The sequence below is a fragment of the Mesorhizobium sp. M0019 genome (genome assembly GCF_040323975.1).
In the GTDB taxonomy this organism is placed as follows: domain Bacteria; phylum Pseudomonadota; class Alphaproteobacteria; order Rhizobiales; family Rhizobiaceae; genus Mesorhizobium.
On record NZ_JAMYVK010000070.1, the window covers coordinates 12575 to 27481 of the forward strand.

At 62.3% G+C, this 14907-nt stretch carries 10 protein-coding genes and 5 pseudogenes; 9 read left to right on the plus strand and 6 right to left on the minus strand.

The window, feature by feature from the left end; translation table 11 throughout:
• Positions 1-2: 2 nt before the first annotated feature.
• The 9 genes and pseudogenes from pdxR (at position 3) to NKK47_RS31850 (ending at position 8616) form a co-directional block, all read left to right on the plus strand.
• Positions 3-1498 (plus strand): annotated as a pseudogene (pdxR, locus tag NKK47_RS31810) (MocR-like pyridoxine biosynthesis transcription factor PdxR).
• Between the two features lie 158 nt (positions 1499-1656).
• Positions 1657-2148, plus strand: coding sequence for an MOSC domain-containing protein (locus NKK47_RS31815; RefSeq protein ID WP_352579575.1), 492 nt, complete (start codon positions 1657-1659; stop codon positions 2146-2148).
• A 6-nt stretch (positions 2149-2154) separates the two neighbouring features.
• On the plus strand, positions 2155-3105 hold the full coding sequence (locus NKK47_RS31820) for a PDR/VanB family oxidoreductase (RefSeq protein WP_352579565.1): 951 nt from the start codon (positions 2155-2157) through the stop codon (positions 3103-3105).
• Between the two features lie 53 nt (positions 3106-3158).
• Positions 3159-5552 carry a thiamine pyrophosphate-binding protein gene (locus tag NKK47_RS31825; protein ID WP_352579566.1) on the plus strand — a complete coding sequence of 798 codons (2394 nt, stop codon included), beginning with the start codon at positions 3159-3161 and terminating at the stop codon, positions 5550-5552.
• Positions 5553-5651: 99 nt separating this feature from the next.
• The gene (locus tag NKK47_RS31830) at positions 5652-5774 is read left to right on the plus strand and encodes a hypothetical protein (RefSeq protein WP_352579567.1); all 123 of its coding nucleotides are present in this window, start codon (positions 5652-5654) and stop codon (positions 5772-5774) included.
• Entirely contained in the window at positions 5771-6307 is a 537-nt protein-coding gene (locus NKK47_RS31835; protein ID WP_352579568.1) for an ester cyclase, read from the plus strand. The genes NKK47_RS31830 and NKK47_RS31835 overlap by 4 nt, the downstream gene beginning before the upstream one ends.
• 118 nt (positions 6308-6425) lie before the next feature.
• Positions 6426-6632 (plus strand): hypothetical protein, encoded by a 207-nt coding sequence (locus tag NKK47_RS31840; protein WP_352579569.1) that lies wholly within the window; start codon positions 6426-6428, stop codon positions 6630-6632.
• A 4-nt stretch (positions 6633-6636) separates the two neighbouring features.
• Positions 6637-7773: pseudogene (locus tag NKK47_RS31845) on the plus strand (trans-sulfuration enzyme family protein).
• Between the two features lie 150 nt (positions 7774-7923).
• Positions 7924-8616, plus strand: coding sequence for a B3/B4 domain-containing protein (locus tag NKK47_RS31850; protein ID WP_352579570.1), 693 nt, complete (start codon positions 7924-7926; stop codon positions 8614-8616).
• 202 nt (positions 8617-8818) lie between these two features.
• Here the strand turns inward: NKK47_RS31850 and NKK47_RS31855 are convergent.
• The 6 genes and pseudogenes from NKK47_RS31855 to NKK47_RS31880 form a co-directional block, all read right to left on the minus strand.
• Positions 8819-8953 (minus strand): annotated as a pseudogene (locus NKK47_RS31855) (biotin synthase BioB); the annotation flags it as partial.
• Positions 8954-9366: 413 nt separating this feature from the next.
• Positions 9367-10435, minus strand: a pseudogene (locus tag NKK47_RS31860) (HPP family protein); the annotation flags it as partial.
• Positions 10436-11266: 831 nt separating this feature from the next.
• Positions 11267-11425 carry a hypothetical protein gene (locus NKK47_RS31865; protein WP_352579571.1) on the minus strand — a complete coding sequence of 53 codons (159 nt, stop codon included), beginning with the start codon at positions 11423-11425 and terminating at the stop codon, positions 11267-11269.
• Between the two features lie 457 nt (positions 11426-11882).
• Positions 11883-13538 carry a chaperonin GroEL gene (gene groL / locus NKK47_RS31870; RefSeq protein WP_352579572.1) on the minus strand — a complete coding sequence of 552 codons (1656 nt, stop codon included), beginning with the start codon at positions 13536-13538 and terminating at the stop codon, positions 11883-11885.
• A gap of 62 nt (positions 13539-13600) precedes the next feature.
• A complete protein-coding gene (groES, locus tag NKK47_RS31875; RefSeq protein WP_023677597.1) occupies positions 13601-13897 on the minus strand; it encodes a co-chaperone GroES in 297 nt (98 codons plus the stop codon).
• A gap of 627 nt (positions 13898-14524) precedes the next feature.
• Positions 14525-14716 (minus strand): annotated as a pseudogene (locus tag NKK47_RS31880) (hypothetical protein).
• Positions 14717-14907: the final 191 nt, after the last annotated feature.

Here is a 14907-nt window from a genome sequence, read left to right on the forward strand (position 1 = left end):
AAATGGTCCAGTCTTCAAGTGCCGGTTCTGCAGGTCGCACGCACGCGATGGGTGCACGCCAGATCTACGAGGCTCTTCGCGAGCAGATCCTCGGAAGTGTCTACGAAACCGGCAGTCAGCTGCCTTCCTCCCGAGGCCTCGCAAATGACCTTGGGGTTTCGCGAACGACGGTGACGGTCGCCTATGAGCAACTGGCCGCGGAAGGTTTCATCGACGTCCGTAAAGGCGCACGACCCCGCGTTGCATCTTCGTTGATCGGTCCTGAGACAAGCCGCACGCCTGCGAAACGGGTCGGCTCGGTTCTTCTGTCCGCCTATGGCGGCCGACTGCGCGTCACGCCGCCCTGGCCGGATTATCTGCCGACTGGGCTGAAGGTCGATTTCCGCTATGGCGACCTGGCGTCGTCAGACTTCCCCGCATTGGTCTGGAAACGTGCGATGAACGAGGCGATGGGGCAGCGCCCGTTGCGTCTTGCCTATGACGATCCTCGCGGCTCGCGCCGGCTGCGCCAGGCGCTCCAGGGCTATCTCTGGCGCGCCCGAACCCTGAGCTGCGACCTCGAGCAGATCATCATCGTCAACGGTTCGCAGCAGGGCCTCGATCTGTGCGCTCGCCTGCTTCTCGATCCCGCCGACCGCTTCGTCATCGAGGACCCGTGCTACAGGATGGCGCGTCAGGTCTTTGCCAGTACGGGTGCCTCGCCCATCCCGGTCACCGTCGACGAGGACGGGATAAAGACGGAGTTGCTGGCGGGGATCGGGGCGCGACTGGCCTATGTCACGCCATCGCATCAGTTTCCGCTGGGCGGCGTCATGCCGATCGCGCGCCGCACCAGCTTCTGGAATGGGCGCGGCACAACAACGCCTATGTGATCGAGGACGACTACGACAGCGAATATCGCTACGACATCAATCCGGTCCCTCCGCTGCACAGTCTCGAGGACCACGGGGCTGTCATCTACCTCGGCACGATCTCCAAGACGCTCTCGCCGATGCTGCGCATCGGCTACCTCGTCGTCCCGCCGGAATTGCAGGAGGTCTTCGCAACCGCCAAACAATTCGCGGACCGGCATTCGCCGGTGGCTGAACAGGAGGCGCTGGCCTCTTTGATCGAGAGTGGCGGCTACGAAAGCCATGTGCGCCGCGTGCGCAGGCTGAACGGCGAGCGTCGGGAGACGTTGTTGGGCGCCTTGCGGCACAGCTTCGGCGATCGCATCGCTGTCCAGGGAGCAGATGCCGGACTGCACGTCGCCGTTTGGTTCAAAGACCTGCCACGATCGCAGGAACCGGCACTGGTCGAAGCCGCCCGACGTGCGGGCTTGGGGCTACACCTGATCTCGCCGCTATACGAACAGCCATCGGACGAAGGCCGCGCGGATCGCGTCGGTCTTGTCATGGGATATGCCGCCTTGAGCATTAGGCAGATCGGGAAGGGCGTTGAGGTCCTGCGAGAGGTTGTCAGGCAGGTGCAAGACGCGATGCCGGCGCGGAACAACTGAGACAGGGGGAGGTCGAAAGCAGGCGCTGAAAACGGTCCGAGGGGGCCCCGTATTTCTTTGCAACAGCCAACTGGACCGGGAAAACGCCATGCAACTGGCGCTGTTGATCAGGCCAGTTTTGCAGCAGGTTTCCACGAGACAAATTTCCGAGAGCGATGATGACCTGGCTAGGAAAGCTGCTTCATATCCATATCGCGCCTGCTGCCTCCTATGAAATGGAGGAGCTAGCGGAGGCGCAGCTTATTGCCGGCCAAGGCATTGTCGGAGATCGCTACTACCTGGGGGCGGGGACCTATTCGGCGCGTCCCGACGTTCGCGAGGTGACGCTGATCGAAGCTGAAGTTCTGGAAGCCATCGCGCAGGGCGAACCCAGGATACCGGGCTTCAAGGCCAAGCTTGCGCCCGAAGATCACCGGCGCAATCTGACGACACGAGGCGCTCCGCTAGGCCATCTTGTCGGCAAACGCTTCCGGGTCGGGGAAACGATCCTTAGAGCCGCCCGGATGAATGTCCCGTGCAAGTATATCGAGGAGTTGCTGGGGCTTCCGGGTCTCTACGACGGGCTTCTGAACCGCTCCGGCCTGAACTGCGCAATCGAGGTCGGGGGCGTGATCCGCCCCGGTGATCTGATCTTGCCCATCGACGAGTGAAACGCCATGGCCTCGCCCCGCATCGTCATGAAGCTGACCGTGACCGCTGTCCGCAAGGAGCCGGGGGAAGTACTGGTCATCGGCCTCAAACACCCGCGCAAACCTGTGCTGCCGCCGTTCGAGGCGGGTTCTCACGTCGATGTCCATCTGCCTGAACGGAAGGTGCGTCAGTATTCTCTTTGCGGCGACCCGACCGAGCTCAGCCGCTACACCATCGCGGTGAAGCGCGAGAATGACGGCCGTGGCGGCTCGGCGTGGATCCACGAAACCATTGCCGTCGGCTCCACACTGCCTGTCTCCGCGCCACGCAACCATTTTGCGCTCAAGCCAGGCGAGGGGCCGACTTTGCTGCTGGCAGGGGGGATCGGGATCACCCCGGTTCTGGCCATGGCGCGCGCGCTCACCCGGCAGGCCAAGCCCTTCGAGTTGCACTATTTCACCCGCAGCCGGGCGCTCATGCCACTCTTGCCGGTGATCGAGGGCGATCTTCCTGGCGGCAATGTTCGGCTCCATTTCGACGACGAGACGGCGACCCGGCAGGACATCGCCGCGCTGCTGGCGAACCGTTCGGCCGAGGCACAGGTTTACTATTGCGGACCGCCCGGATTCATGGCCGCCGTGGGGCGGGCGGCTGAACACTGGCCTGAGGGCACGGTTCATTTCGAAACTTTCCAGCCTCCCGACTTTGATGGCGCACCACCGGAACCATTCGTCATAGAACTCCGTGAGGGCAGGATGGTTGAGGTTTCGGCGCAGACCACGGCGCTCGCGGCTCTGCGCGCCGCCGGGGTGCCCTTACTGGCCTCATGCGAGAACGGGGTTTGCGGGACCTGCGAATGCGTTATGCTTAGTGGACAGCCGATCCATCGGGATTCCGTCCTGTCCAAAGACGCACGCGGCCATCGCTTCATCCCCTGCGTGTCACGCGCGACGGGCGTGCTGAAGCTCGATCTTTGACGATCTACTCTGGGAGGCATCGGTCCGACCGCTGATTTTCGGGGAAGTGAATAATGACGAAACTTGCATATTTGAACGAGATCGAGCGCTGCGCTTCCTGGCTCGCAGCCTGGACTATCCACCACGCCAACCACGTCCGCGAGGGAGATGAGATCAAGGTCGGCGGCCATCAGGCTTCTTCAGCCTCCCTGAGCACGATCATGACTGCACTCTACGGATCGGTGCTGCGCCCGCAGGACCGGGTGGCGGTCAAACCTCACGCGGCGCCGATCTTCCACGCACTCCAGTATCTCGCCGGCAACCAGACCCGTGAAAAGCTCATGAACTTTCGCGGCTACAAGGGCGCCCAAAGCTACCCTTCGCGGACCAAAGACATCGACGATGTCGATTTCTCGACCGGGTCGGTGGGTCTCGGCGTCGCGCAGACGCTGTTTTCCTCGCTGGTGCAGGACTACGTCTCGGCCCATGGCTGGATGAAGGGCCGCCCCGAGGGTCGGATGATCAGCCTGATCGGCGATGCCGAAATGGACGAGGGCAACATCTACGAAGCCCTGATCGAGGGCTGGAAGCACGGGCTACGGAACTGCTGGTGGATCGTGGACTACAACCGCCAGTCGCTCGACGCCGTGATCCGGGAGGGCCTCTGGCAGCGGTTCGAGCAGATTTTCCGCAATTTCGGCTGGGATGTGATGATCCTGCGCCATGGTGCGCAGCAAGAGGCAGCCTTCACTGAGCCGGGGGGCGAGAAGCTGCGTGAGTGGATCGAGCGGTGTCCCAACCAGCTCTATGCGGTGCTGACCTTCCAAGGGGGTGCTGCCTGGCGCAAGCGGCTCCTCGACGAGATCGGAGATCAGGGGCCGGTCGCCGCCCTGATTGAACGCCGCTCCGACGACGCGTTGCAGGCACTCATGACGAACCTTGGCGGGCATGACATGCCGAGCCTCCTCGAAGCCTTCGAAGCGGCTTCCAGCCATGACCGGCCCGTCTGCTTCATCTGCTACACCATCAAGGGCTACGGTCTGCCGCTTGCCGGACACAAGGACAACCATGCGGGACAGATGACGCCTGCGCACATGGAAGGTTTCCGCCGGCAAATGGCCGTCAAGCCGGGTGAGGAGTGGGACAAATGGGCCGCCGCCACCCTGCCGGAAGCGGAGCTTGACGCCTTCCTCGCCAAGGTGCCGTTCTTCGGTGAGGGGCGTCGGCGGTTGTCAGCGCCGTCAGTGCCGGTGCCCGCAACCCTTCCGTTGCCGGGACAGCCCGGCAAGCCGCTGTCGACCCAGATGGGCTTCGGTCAGATTCTGACCGACATCGCTCGCGAGCAGAGTCCACTTGCCGAACGCATTGTCACCACCTCGCCCGATGTGACGGTCTCGACCAATCTCGGGGGCTGGGTCAACCGGCGCGGCCTTTTTGCCCGCGAGACCATGGCCGACACCTTCAAGGCCGAACGCATCCCCTCCACCTACAGTTGGGAGTTCGGACCGAAGGGGCAGCACCTGGAACTCGGGATCGCAGAGTCAAACCTGATGATCATGCTCGGGGCGCTCGGACTATCGCATTCGATCAACGGCGTCCGTCTGCTGCCGATCGGGACGGTCTACGACCCGTTCATCTATCGTTCCGCCGATCAACTGAATTATGCCTGCTACCAGGACGCGCGTTTCATGCTGGTCGCCACGCCCTCCGGCGTGACGCTGGCGCCGGAGGGCGGGGCGCACCAATCGATCGGCACCCCGCTGATCGGCATGGCGCAGGATGGGCTTTGCGCCTTCGAACCGGCCTTCGTCGACGAGCTGTCCGTGATCATGCGCTTCGCGTTCGATTACATGCAGCGCAACGGCGAAGGAGATCCGGACGAGACGACATGGCTGCGTGATCAGACCGGAGGGTCGGTCTATCTGCGCTTGTCCACCCGGCCGCTCGAGCAGCCGCTGCGCGACATGAGGCCGGACCTGGCACGGGATATCGTCAATGGCGCCTATTGGCTGCGACCGCCTGGGCCGAACGCCAGCGTGGTGATCGCTTATCAAGGCGTTGTCGCGCCGGAGGCGATTGCAGCGACGGGGCTTCTGGCAGAGGACCGGCGCGACGTCGGGCTGATGGCAATCACGTCAGCCGACCGGCTGAACGCGGGCTGGCAGGCAGCGGAGCGTGCCCGCCAGCGCGGAATGACCGGCGCCCTTAGCCACGTCGAGCGGATGCTGGCGCCGCTGTCGCGAGATTGCGGGATCGTTACCGCAATTGATGGTCACCCGGCGACGCTTGCGTGGATCGGCGGCGTGAACGGGCATCGCGTCAAGGCGCTTGGGGTCGAGCACTTTGGTCAGACCGGCACGATTGCGGACCTCTACCGTCACCACGGCCTAGACACCAACGCCATCGTACATGCGGCACAGGCGGTCAGTGCGGGACCGGCTATTCGCTACCGGAAGGCGCTGCCCTGACCATGAGCTACCGGATGGTCCGTGGCCGGTAGCGGATCGGCTGGTTCCACAGGCGTTCCGGTTCGAACGCTCGATATCCAGCGGCAAAAGGAGGCATTCATGAGTATCGCGCCCGATGAGCACGAGAAGGTGATGACGTTCGATGACATCGAGCTCAGCCCGCAGAAGGAGATCGTCCGGGTGTTCTACAAGGACATTGGGATCACGCGGCCGTCGACTTGATCCCGGCAATCTTTCATGAGGGGTTCACTTTCCGCGGGTCGCTCGGCCCGGTTCTCGTGGGGCACAGTGGGTTCGCTGACTATGTCAGATGGGTGACAAGCTCTCTCGATCACTACACATCCGACATCCTGGAAATGATCGAGGAAGGAAATCGGGTCTCGGCGAAGCTCCGCTTCCACGGAATCCATCGCCGTCCGCTGTTCGGTCGCGCGCCCACCGGTCGGCACGTGTGGTGGTACGGCATGCCGATCTTCACATTCGAGGACGGCAAGGTGAGAGACCTCTGGGTGCTGGGCGACATTCACGGGCTGATCAGCCGGATCGACGGCATCGCGCACGAGCAACCGGAGTTCCGCGCGGCGTCGACCGGGGCGGACCCTTCAACCGCGTCATCAAACCCAGGGATCGATGAAGATGCGCCGGCTCATCGTCTGTGGAGCAATTGCCGTTCAGCAGGAACCACGGCCCGCAATGGGGCGGGTGGACACGCATCCGCGATTTGCCCCACGCATCCTGCGGTGTTCCACGCATGAGAGTGATGGCTGCAGGTCTCGCTGCCGTCGCATTCGGTGCGGGCGACTTTCTTGGCGGTGTCGCGGCCCGGGGTGCCGAAGCCACGCGTCTTGCCCGCGCGGCCTCAGCATTGCCGCCGTGGCCAGCCTTCTCGATGGAATTGCAAACCTGTTGCTGATGGTGGCTTTCGCCACCGAGGATTGGCCGAAACCGCGGCCGTCGCCTCGCTATCCGGTCGCGATGATCGTGCTGGCCATTAAGGTCCTGCGCGAGCGGCCTTCAATGACACAGGGAATCGGTCTGCTTTTGGCCATTCCTGCCGTCTTCCTTCTCAGATCCACCTAAGGAGGTGCTCCATGCAACTGGAAACCAAAGCGATGCGGGTCGGGGTGTCGATCCTTTCACCGGCGCCGTCACGATCCCCTTCCATCCCAGTACGACCTTCGAACGGAGTGCGGACGGTGGCTACCCGTCGAGCTATGAATATATCAGGGATGCCAACCCGACGCGGAACGCGTTCGAAACGGCGATGGCCGCGCTTGAAGGAGGTCACGCCGCTGTCGCCTTCTAGTCTGGCATGGCCGCCATTACGGCGGTGTTCGAGGCGCACCCCCGCAAGGGCAATCGTATTGTCGTGCCGGACGACATGTATTTCGGCATCCGATCGCTGATTGACGAAACCGATATCGGAAGCCGGTTCGACTTCGTCGCCGTCGACATGCGCGACCTGGACGCGCTGCGCACGGCCGTGGGTGCCGCCCCCACGGGCCTCGTGTGGATCGAGACCCCCTCGAACCCGCTCATCCGTGTCGTGGATATCCGGGCGGCTTGCGACAAAGCGCACGAGGCCGGTGCGATTGCGGTGGTTGACAACACCTGGGCGACGCCCGTCCTCCAGCGCCCGTTCGAATTGGAGGCCGATGCCGTGATGCATTCGGCAACGAAATACATAGGTGGCCATTCCGATATGATGGCTGGGGTCGTCGTCTTGCCGGACGCCGCGTCTCTGGAACGCCCCCTGCGCATGATCCAGCGGCACAAGGGAAGCGTCGCGGCTCCCTTCGACTGCTGGCTGGCACTTCGTGGGCTGCAGTCTTTGCCGGTTCGCATGCGAGCCCACTGTGACGGCGCCCAGAAAGTCGCCGAAACGCTGGGCAAACATCCGGCAGTCGAAAGTGTTCTCTTTCCGGGCCTGCCCGATGACCCGGGCCATGAGTTGGCCGGGCGGCAGATGTCTGGCTACGGTGCCATGCTTTCCTTCATCGTTCGAGGCGGCGCCGAGGCAGCCATGACGGTCGCTGGGCGGCTCAATCTTGTGGTGCGGGCCACGAGCCTTGGAGGCACGCATTCGCTGATGGAGCATCGGGCCTCTGTAGAAGGACCAAAGTCGATTGCTCCGGCGGGGTTGCTGCGCATCTCGGTCGGGCTCGAGCACCCGCAAGACATAATCGTCGATCTCTACCAGGCCTTGTCCACGGCCGAATGATGGAATTATCCAGCGCATGGTGCGGCATGCACCACGCCGATGCCAGAAGATCTGGACGCTCGACAAGCACCCTTCTTCATACATCTCCCGAACGACCGCCAGCGCAAAGCCTCCCCATGAGAAAAGAGCATCCCATGTCTTTCCCGCCCATTGATTGCCCCCGAGATCAAGGCCCGCTACCCGGATTTTCATCTGATCAGCATTGTGGTACGGAACGCTGAAATCGACGTGCCGGATGCACAGGCGTTGAACGACACGATTGCGGCGGCGGAACAGGCCGAGCTTCGCGATGACGCCCAAAGGGACGCGCATCTTGCGGCGTGGGCCGTTGCCTACGCGGCTTTCGGCACAAAAGCCAATCGATCGCCGTGCTCGGCCGCCGCGCTTCTCAAGCGTGTGCGGAAAGATGGCTCTCTCCCGCGGATATCCCCACTGGTTGATGCCTACAATGCCGTCAGCGTGTTGTATGGCGTTCCGGTTGGCGGGGAGGATCTCGATCTTTACCAGGGGGTCCCGAGACTTTTAATTGCGAAGGGAGCGGAGCCATTCGACACGATCCAGCAAGGTGAAATGGTAACCGAGCATCCCGAACCGGGCGAAGTCATCTGGTGCGATGATGGCGGTGTCACGTGCCGCGGCTGGAACTGGCGGCAGGGGCGGCGCACCATGGTCACGGTCAATACCCGCGCCATGTGGCTCGTGCTGGAAGCCCTCGGCCCAATGTCAGCTAAACAGATGACGGCCACCGGAGAGCGTCTGATGGGACTTATCCAAGCGTTGTGCCCGGGTGCGCGAATCGAAACCGCGCGGATCGACGAGTCCACTACATCTCGTGTCCCTTAGGGCATGGCCCCCACCTTTCGGGAAAAACACCCCACTCAGCCCTGTCCAGATCTGGCGCTCCTTGCTCGCTCCGCTGGCCTACACAGTTGATTGCGAACGACCCAGAGCGGCTCTCGAAAACGAGCGTCGAACGAAATCAGATCACCGTTTGTTCTCCCTTAGCGTTGTTTGGCGTACTTTTATCGCGATGCCCTCTGATACGCTGGCTGCAATAGCCGCAATCCTCCGGGCAGCCGCCTGTCTTGATGCTGAGAAGCCGGCTGAGCTGGACCTTGTTGGGATCGAAATTCTGGCGGTGCACGGTTTGCGCAAGGAAGAGGAGATTTTGAAGGGGCATCGTGAAGGGCCTGAGCCTTCTCCAGGGTCCACGCTCCAGGGTCCACGCTCCAGGGTCAGGGGATTGAGGCTGTGGCGATGTCTGCATTGAACTGGCTGTTTGCATGTCCATGCTGTTCCTCCGGTTCTGCCGTAAGGGTGTTTGCTGTGACGACGATCGGAAAGGACACTTGACCCACTTGTAGTCCGCGCCTTTGGTCGACATAGCGGACTGGCTCTGGCCACCGGCAAGGTTGAAGAGTGTTCCGTTGTTGCAGTCGTACTTGGCCTACGTGAACCAGATGCCTGAGCACGCGGTCGCGTTTCAGGGTTGATCTACTCGTAAAAAGGAATTGTCTTAGGCGGAAGGCCGCACTTAATACCGCTATCCCGGCGCCCCATCGGGTTCCCGGATTGAGCAGCGGAACTATTTTGTGCCGCTGCCAGCGTTGTGTCGGCCATGTGCACGCGCGCTGCCGCCGCCAGCAGGTCGGTCTGGGTGATCAGCCCAATAATGCGTCGCTCGGCATCGACGATGACCACGGCATGGCTGCGGCCGTCGGTGAGCACCGGCAGCAGGCTCATCGCCGGCGTATCGGGAGAGGCGGTGCCAGCCTTCGACATCACAGCCCTCACCGTGTCGGTCGCCTTCGTCAGCTCGCGCAGGCCAACTACACCGACCAGCCCGCCCCCGGCGTCGGTCACCGGCAGCGTCCGGATGTTGTGATCGAGCAGCAAATGACGCGCCTGGTCGGCAGGCGCATGTTCATCGACCGAAATCACATCGCGCGACATGATGTCCTCGCACAGCAGGGTCCGGTGGGAGCGCACCATCGCCTGCAACTCGACCTGCCGTAGCAGCCGCTCAAGATCGTTGCGGTCGATATCGAAGGTTTCCTCCAGCGCGCCGAGCGCGGCATCGATATCCTCGGGCTGGAAGCCGACCCGCTCCCGCGCCGGCGGATCGATGGTTCCATGCGCGCTTTTAAGGGCGGGGGGCGCCACATGCGGATAGTTGCGCCGCGACAGTTTATGGATGCCGTAGCCGAGTGCGACCAGCACGATCGAGTTCAGCGCTACCGGAACGAAGGGAAACAGCAAGCCCGAGCTGAAGACGGCCGGTCCGCCGAACACCGCGGTTAAGGCGGCGGCGCCACCCGGCGGATGCAGGCAGCGCGTGAACGACATGGCGGCGATGGCCAGCGCCACCGCAATGCCGGTAGCAAGGACGGGTTCATGCACGAAATGCGCCACGATCACCCCGACCAGCGCCGAAATCGTATTGCCACCGATAATCGACCAAGGTTGCGCCAGCGGGCTTGAAGGTACGGCAAAGAGCAGCACGGCCGATGCTCCCATTGGAGCAACCAGCAGTGCGACATGTGGGCCAGACCCGTTCGCCAGCGCACTGATCACGCCAGTCAATGCGATGCCGATCATAGGCGAGCAGCCGCTCGCGCAGGGTTGCACCGGCAAGGATCGGAACAAAGAGACGAAACGCCATGGCATACCCTTGGGCGAGTGGTCGGAACTCCGCGCTCCGCAATGCAGGCAAAGCCACAGATTTGGAAGTTAAGCCAATTCGGAAAGTCGGCTCACGGGGGAAAACTTTTGCGCGAAGCGGCCATTGCCAAATGGGTGCAGACATTTTGATCAGCCAGAGGAGGCGGACGGCACGCTGATCCGCTCGAGCGCAGCTAGAGGCCAAGGGCTGCCGTGCCGCGGGCAGCCGGAAATGGGGATGGTCGGAAGTCGAGCTGGGATGGACACTAAGGAATTCAGAGGCTTCGAAAAGCGTGCTGACAATGTCGGCACGGCAAGACAAATCAGGCCGTTGTCGCTCCACTTCCGAGGCGCACTCCAGCGGAGTACGGCTTCTACGCGGTGCTTGGTCTGCCTGTCCTTGCCACCATCGGATTCGTTTGCGTCATGCTGAAACGTCCACCTGTAGCCGCTGAGAAGACGACTGCCGCCAGTGCCGTCGTGGAACCGCCATATGACGGCGGCTTGGTTACAGAGCCGGCTCGTGTCGATCGGGCGGGGGAGCCTGATGTGACGTACATGGTCCAGAAAGTGGCCAATGAAGGTGCTGGCATCGTCAACGTGATCAGGTCACGTAATAGCGGTAATACAACCGCGACCACGAGCCTCTCAGGCGTTCGATAAGGCGGGAAAATCCGATCGCCGGACCAAGCGCGATTCCGCCACACTGCCACACACGAAACCGATCAGGTCACGTTCCAGGCTCGCCAGAAGATTGGAGCCGAGGCCACCTCGGCTGAACTCTGCCATGCCGCGGGCCGCCACCTCTCCCAGCCGCGGTAGAAAACGTGGGTCAGCAGCGCCGGCATGGGCGAGCAACTCCCAAAATCGCGAGCAGCGCCATCGGCACCGCAAGCGGCCGCAGATGTCGGCCGATGAAGCGGAAGGGCGGCGGTGCGATGGAAGCGCCGTGCGACAGCCTATCCAGACCTGTAATCGTGATCAGGCTCATCTGGGTCTCCGGACGCCAGCGTTGCAGATGGTTTTAGGCAAGCGTGAGCAGGCCGTGGGTCCCAATCCGGTCAGGCCGACCACGATCATGGCCGAAAGAACGAGGTTCCAATTGAAAGAGCTGACGACCATAGGCCATCAGGTATCGGAGCCCTTCGAACGATGCGATGAGTTCTACCGCAACCAGGGTCTGCCAGCCGTTGAAGGCCTTCTCGCAGCCCTGTAAAGATCGACGGCACGGCGGAAGGCAGCACGATCATCGTGAGTTTCGACCAGCGGCTGAACGAAAGGACACGGCCAGACCCCCCTTACGACGACGCGTTGCGCTTCGCTAACCCTTCGCCGCCATCAGGCTGGGTAAGAGGACTTGCACGTCTAAAGCTGTCGATCATTCTCGGCACACAAAAAAGGGCGGCATTGCTGCCACCCTTTTCCGTATCTGTAGGTTGATAGCTGGATTAGAAATCCATACCGCCCATGCCGCCCATGCCACCGCCGGGCATACCAGCCGGCATGCCGCCGCCAGCCGACTCCTTCTTCGGAGCCTCCGCGATCATCGCTTCGGTGGTGACCAGCAGGCCGGCGACCGAGGCCGCGTCCTGCAGAGCCGTGCGCACCACCTTGACCGGATCGACGATACCCATGGCGATCATGTCGCCATATTCGCCGGTCTGGGCGTTGAAGCCGAACGTCGCGCCCTTGTTCTCAAGGATCTTGCCGGCAACGATCGATGCTTCCGCACCGGCGTTGGCGGCGATCTGGCGAGCCGGAGCCTGCAGCGCGCGACGCACGATGGCGATGCCGGCGGTCTGGTCGGAGTTGGCGCCGGTGACGGTGATGGCCAGCGAAGCGCGCAGCAGGGCGACGCCGCCGCCGGGCACGATGCCTTCTTCGACGGCCGCACGGGTCGCGTTGAGGGCGTCATCGACGCGGTCCTTCTTTTCCTTGACTTCGATCTCGGTCGCACCGCCGACGCGGATGACGGCAACGCCGCCCGCCAGCTTGGCGAGACGTTCCTGCAGCTTCTCCTTGTCGTAGTCCGAGGTGGTCTCCTCGATCTGCTGCTTGATCTGGGCGACGCGGCCCTGGATCTCTTCCTTCTTGCCGGCGCCGTCAACGATGGTGGTGTTCTCCTTGGAGATCGACACCTTCTTGGCGCGGCCGAGCATGTTGAGGCCGACATTCTCGAGCTTGATGCCGAGGTCTTCGGAAATGACCTGGCCACCGGTGAGGATGGCGATGTCCTCCAGCATGGCCTTTCGGCGATCACCGAAGCCCGGCGCCTTGACGGCAGCGATCTTCAGGCCGCCACGCAGCTTGTTGACGACCAGCGTGGCCAGGGCCTCGCCTTCGACATCTTCCGAGATGATGACCAGCGGCTTCGAGGTCTGCACGACGGCCTCGAGGATCGGCAGCATGGCCTGCAGGTTGGAGAGCTTCTTCTCGTGGAGAAGAATGTAGGCGTCTTCCAGATCCGCAACCATCTTCTCGGCGTTGGTGACGAAGTAGGGCGAGAGATAGCCGCGGTCGAACTGCATGCCTTCAACGACTTCAAGCTCGGTCTCGGCGGTCTTTGCTTCCTCGACGGTGATGACGCCCTCATTGCCGACCTTCTGCATCGCTTCCGCGATCATCGAGCCGACCGACACGTCGCCATTGCCGGCGATGGTGCCGACCTGGGCAACCTCTTCCGAGGTCTTGATCTTCTTGGCGTTCTTGATCAGCGTCGCGACGACGTCGGCGACGGCGAGGTCGATGCCGCGCTTGAGGTCCATCGGGTTCATGCCGGCGGCAACCGACTTGTGGCCTTCCTGGACGATCGACTGTGCCAGAACGGTCGCGGTGGTGGTGCCGTCGCCGGCGATGTCGTTGGTCTTCGAAGCAACTTCGCGGACCATCTGCGCGCCCATGTTCTCGAACTTGTCCTCAAGCTCGATTTCCTTGGCGACGGTGACGCCGTCCTTGGTGATGCGCGGTGCGCCGAACGACTTGTCGATGACGACGTTGCGGCCCTTGGGGCCGAGCGTGACCTTCACCGCGTCTGCGAGGATGTTGACGCCGCGCAGCATGCGCTCACGAGCGTCACGGGAGAATTTTACGTCTTTGGCAGCCATTTTTAGCTCCTGGCAGGGGCTTGGATTGAGCCCGAAAATTCAGTTGAGGGTGAGGCCGGTATTCAGCCGATGATGCCCATGATGTCGGATTCCTTCATGATCAGAAGGTCTTCGCCGTTGAGCTTGACTTCGGTGCCCGACCACTTGCCGAACAGGATGCGGTCGCCGGCCTTGACGTCCAGCGGGACGAGCTTGCCGACCTCGTCACGGGCGCCGGAACCGATGGCGATGATCTCGCCTTCCTGCGGCTTTTCCTTAGCCGTATCGGGGATGATGATCCCGCCGGCGGTCTTCGCTTCGGACTCGACCCGGCGAACGACCACGCGGTCATGCAGCGGCCGGAAATTCGACTTTGCCATTTTTGGATTTCCCTGGTGCGGATGTTGAACGGTTCTCCGTTGCCGGAGCGTGTTTAGCACTCACCAGAAGCGAGTGCTAACGCGGCAGTGAGATAGGCCGTAGGCTCCTGCTAGTCAAGACGGAAGAGGGACGGGCGAAGAGCAAACGAGCGTGGAAGCACCGAGCCTTTTACGTGAACGACGTCGGAGATAGGACATGGATGAGGCGGCTCACCATTTGTAATTGAAGGCTTTATTCATTTGGCACGATCGGTGCAGCGGATGATCCGCAAACGTTGCGCGCGACCGATATAATGAGAGGTGAGCGCCATCAGGATTCCCGCGTTAACGGTCCACTCGGTCTTTACGGTGTGGCCGCCGCGCGGGCGCCAGGACTCCGGCCACCCGATAGTCACCGCAAGAACTGGCTGCGCATCGCCGCTGAAGGCGCCAGGATGGACATTCTGCTGAATTTACCTGCGGCGCTGTTTCATGGACGCGCGCTTGGGCCCCCCATTTTCTATTGCCCGCCTCGGCTCATGCGGGGCGTGGCGTTCTGGGAGGATTTGCTCACCATGGTTCATAGTGGCGGCGCATACGTCCGGTGAGCGCCTCACCTGAGGCTACATGGCGGTCGTGGAGATTGCCTCAGAAGCGGCGCCCAATCGGAAACCTTAGCACCTCCGCGTTTTGGCGTGGCTGCTTGAACTCTTCGACGGCAACCGCCTCAATTAACAGGTCCAAGGCTTAGCGTCCCCTTCGACTCATCGGGTCATCGCCACAAAGGTAGTCATACGCTCGATCTAAATGCACTCGGGCGGCGGAAAAATCGCTTGTCATAGGACCCTCTCTAACTGCCCGCATTGCCGTCTACGAGGTGAAGGTCGCGCAATCGTCAATATCTACAGACAAATCTGAATTAAATCGGAGATGATCGGGGGAGTAGCTAGCCGCCTTGATGCACGGCGATGAGGTTTTGGCGGCCTGAAGCGGCGATGTGGCCGCTGTTGGGCGCTTTTCCGCGAACCTCG

Coding starts and splice junctions, on each gene's coding strand:
- groL (WP_352579572.1), bottom strand. CDS start 13,538: ATGGCTGCCAAAGACGTAAAATTCTCCCGTGACGCTCGTGAGCGCATG.
- groES (WP_023677597.1), bottom strand. CDS start 13,897: ATGGCAAAGTCGAATTTCCGGCCGCTGCATGACCGCGTGGTCGTTCGC.
- NKK47_RS31815 (WP_352579575.1), top strand. CDS start 1,657: ATGACCTGGCTAGGAAAGCTGCTTCATATCCATATCGCGCCTGCTGCC.
- NKK47_RS31820 (WP_352579565.1), top strand. CDS start 2,155: ATGGCCTCGCCCCGCATCGTCATGAAGCTGACCGTGACCGCTGTCCGC.
- NKK47_RS31865 (WP_352579571.1), bottom strand. CDS start 11,425: ATGAGCCTGATCACGATTACAGGTCTGGATAGGCTGTCGCACGGCGCT.
- NKK47_RS31825 (WP_352579566.1), top strand. CDS start 3,159: ATGACGAAACTTGCATATTTGAACGAGATCGAGCGCTGCGCTTCCTGG.
- NKK47_RS31830 (WP_352579567.1), top strand. CDS start 5,652: ATGAGTATCGCGCCCGATGAGCACGAGAAGGTGATGACGTTCGATGAC.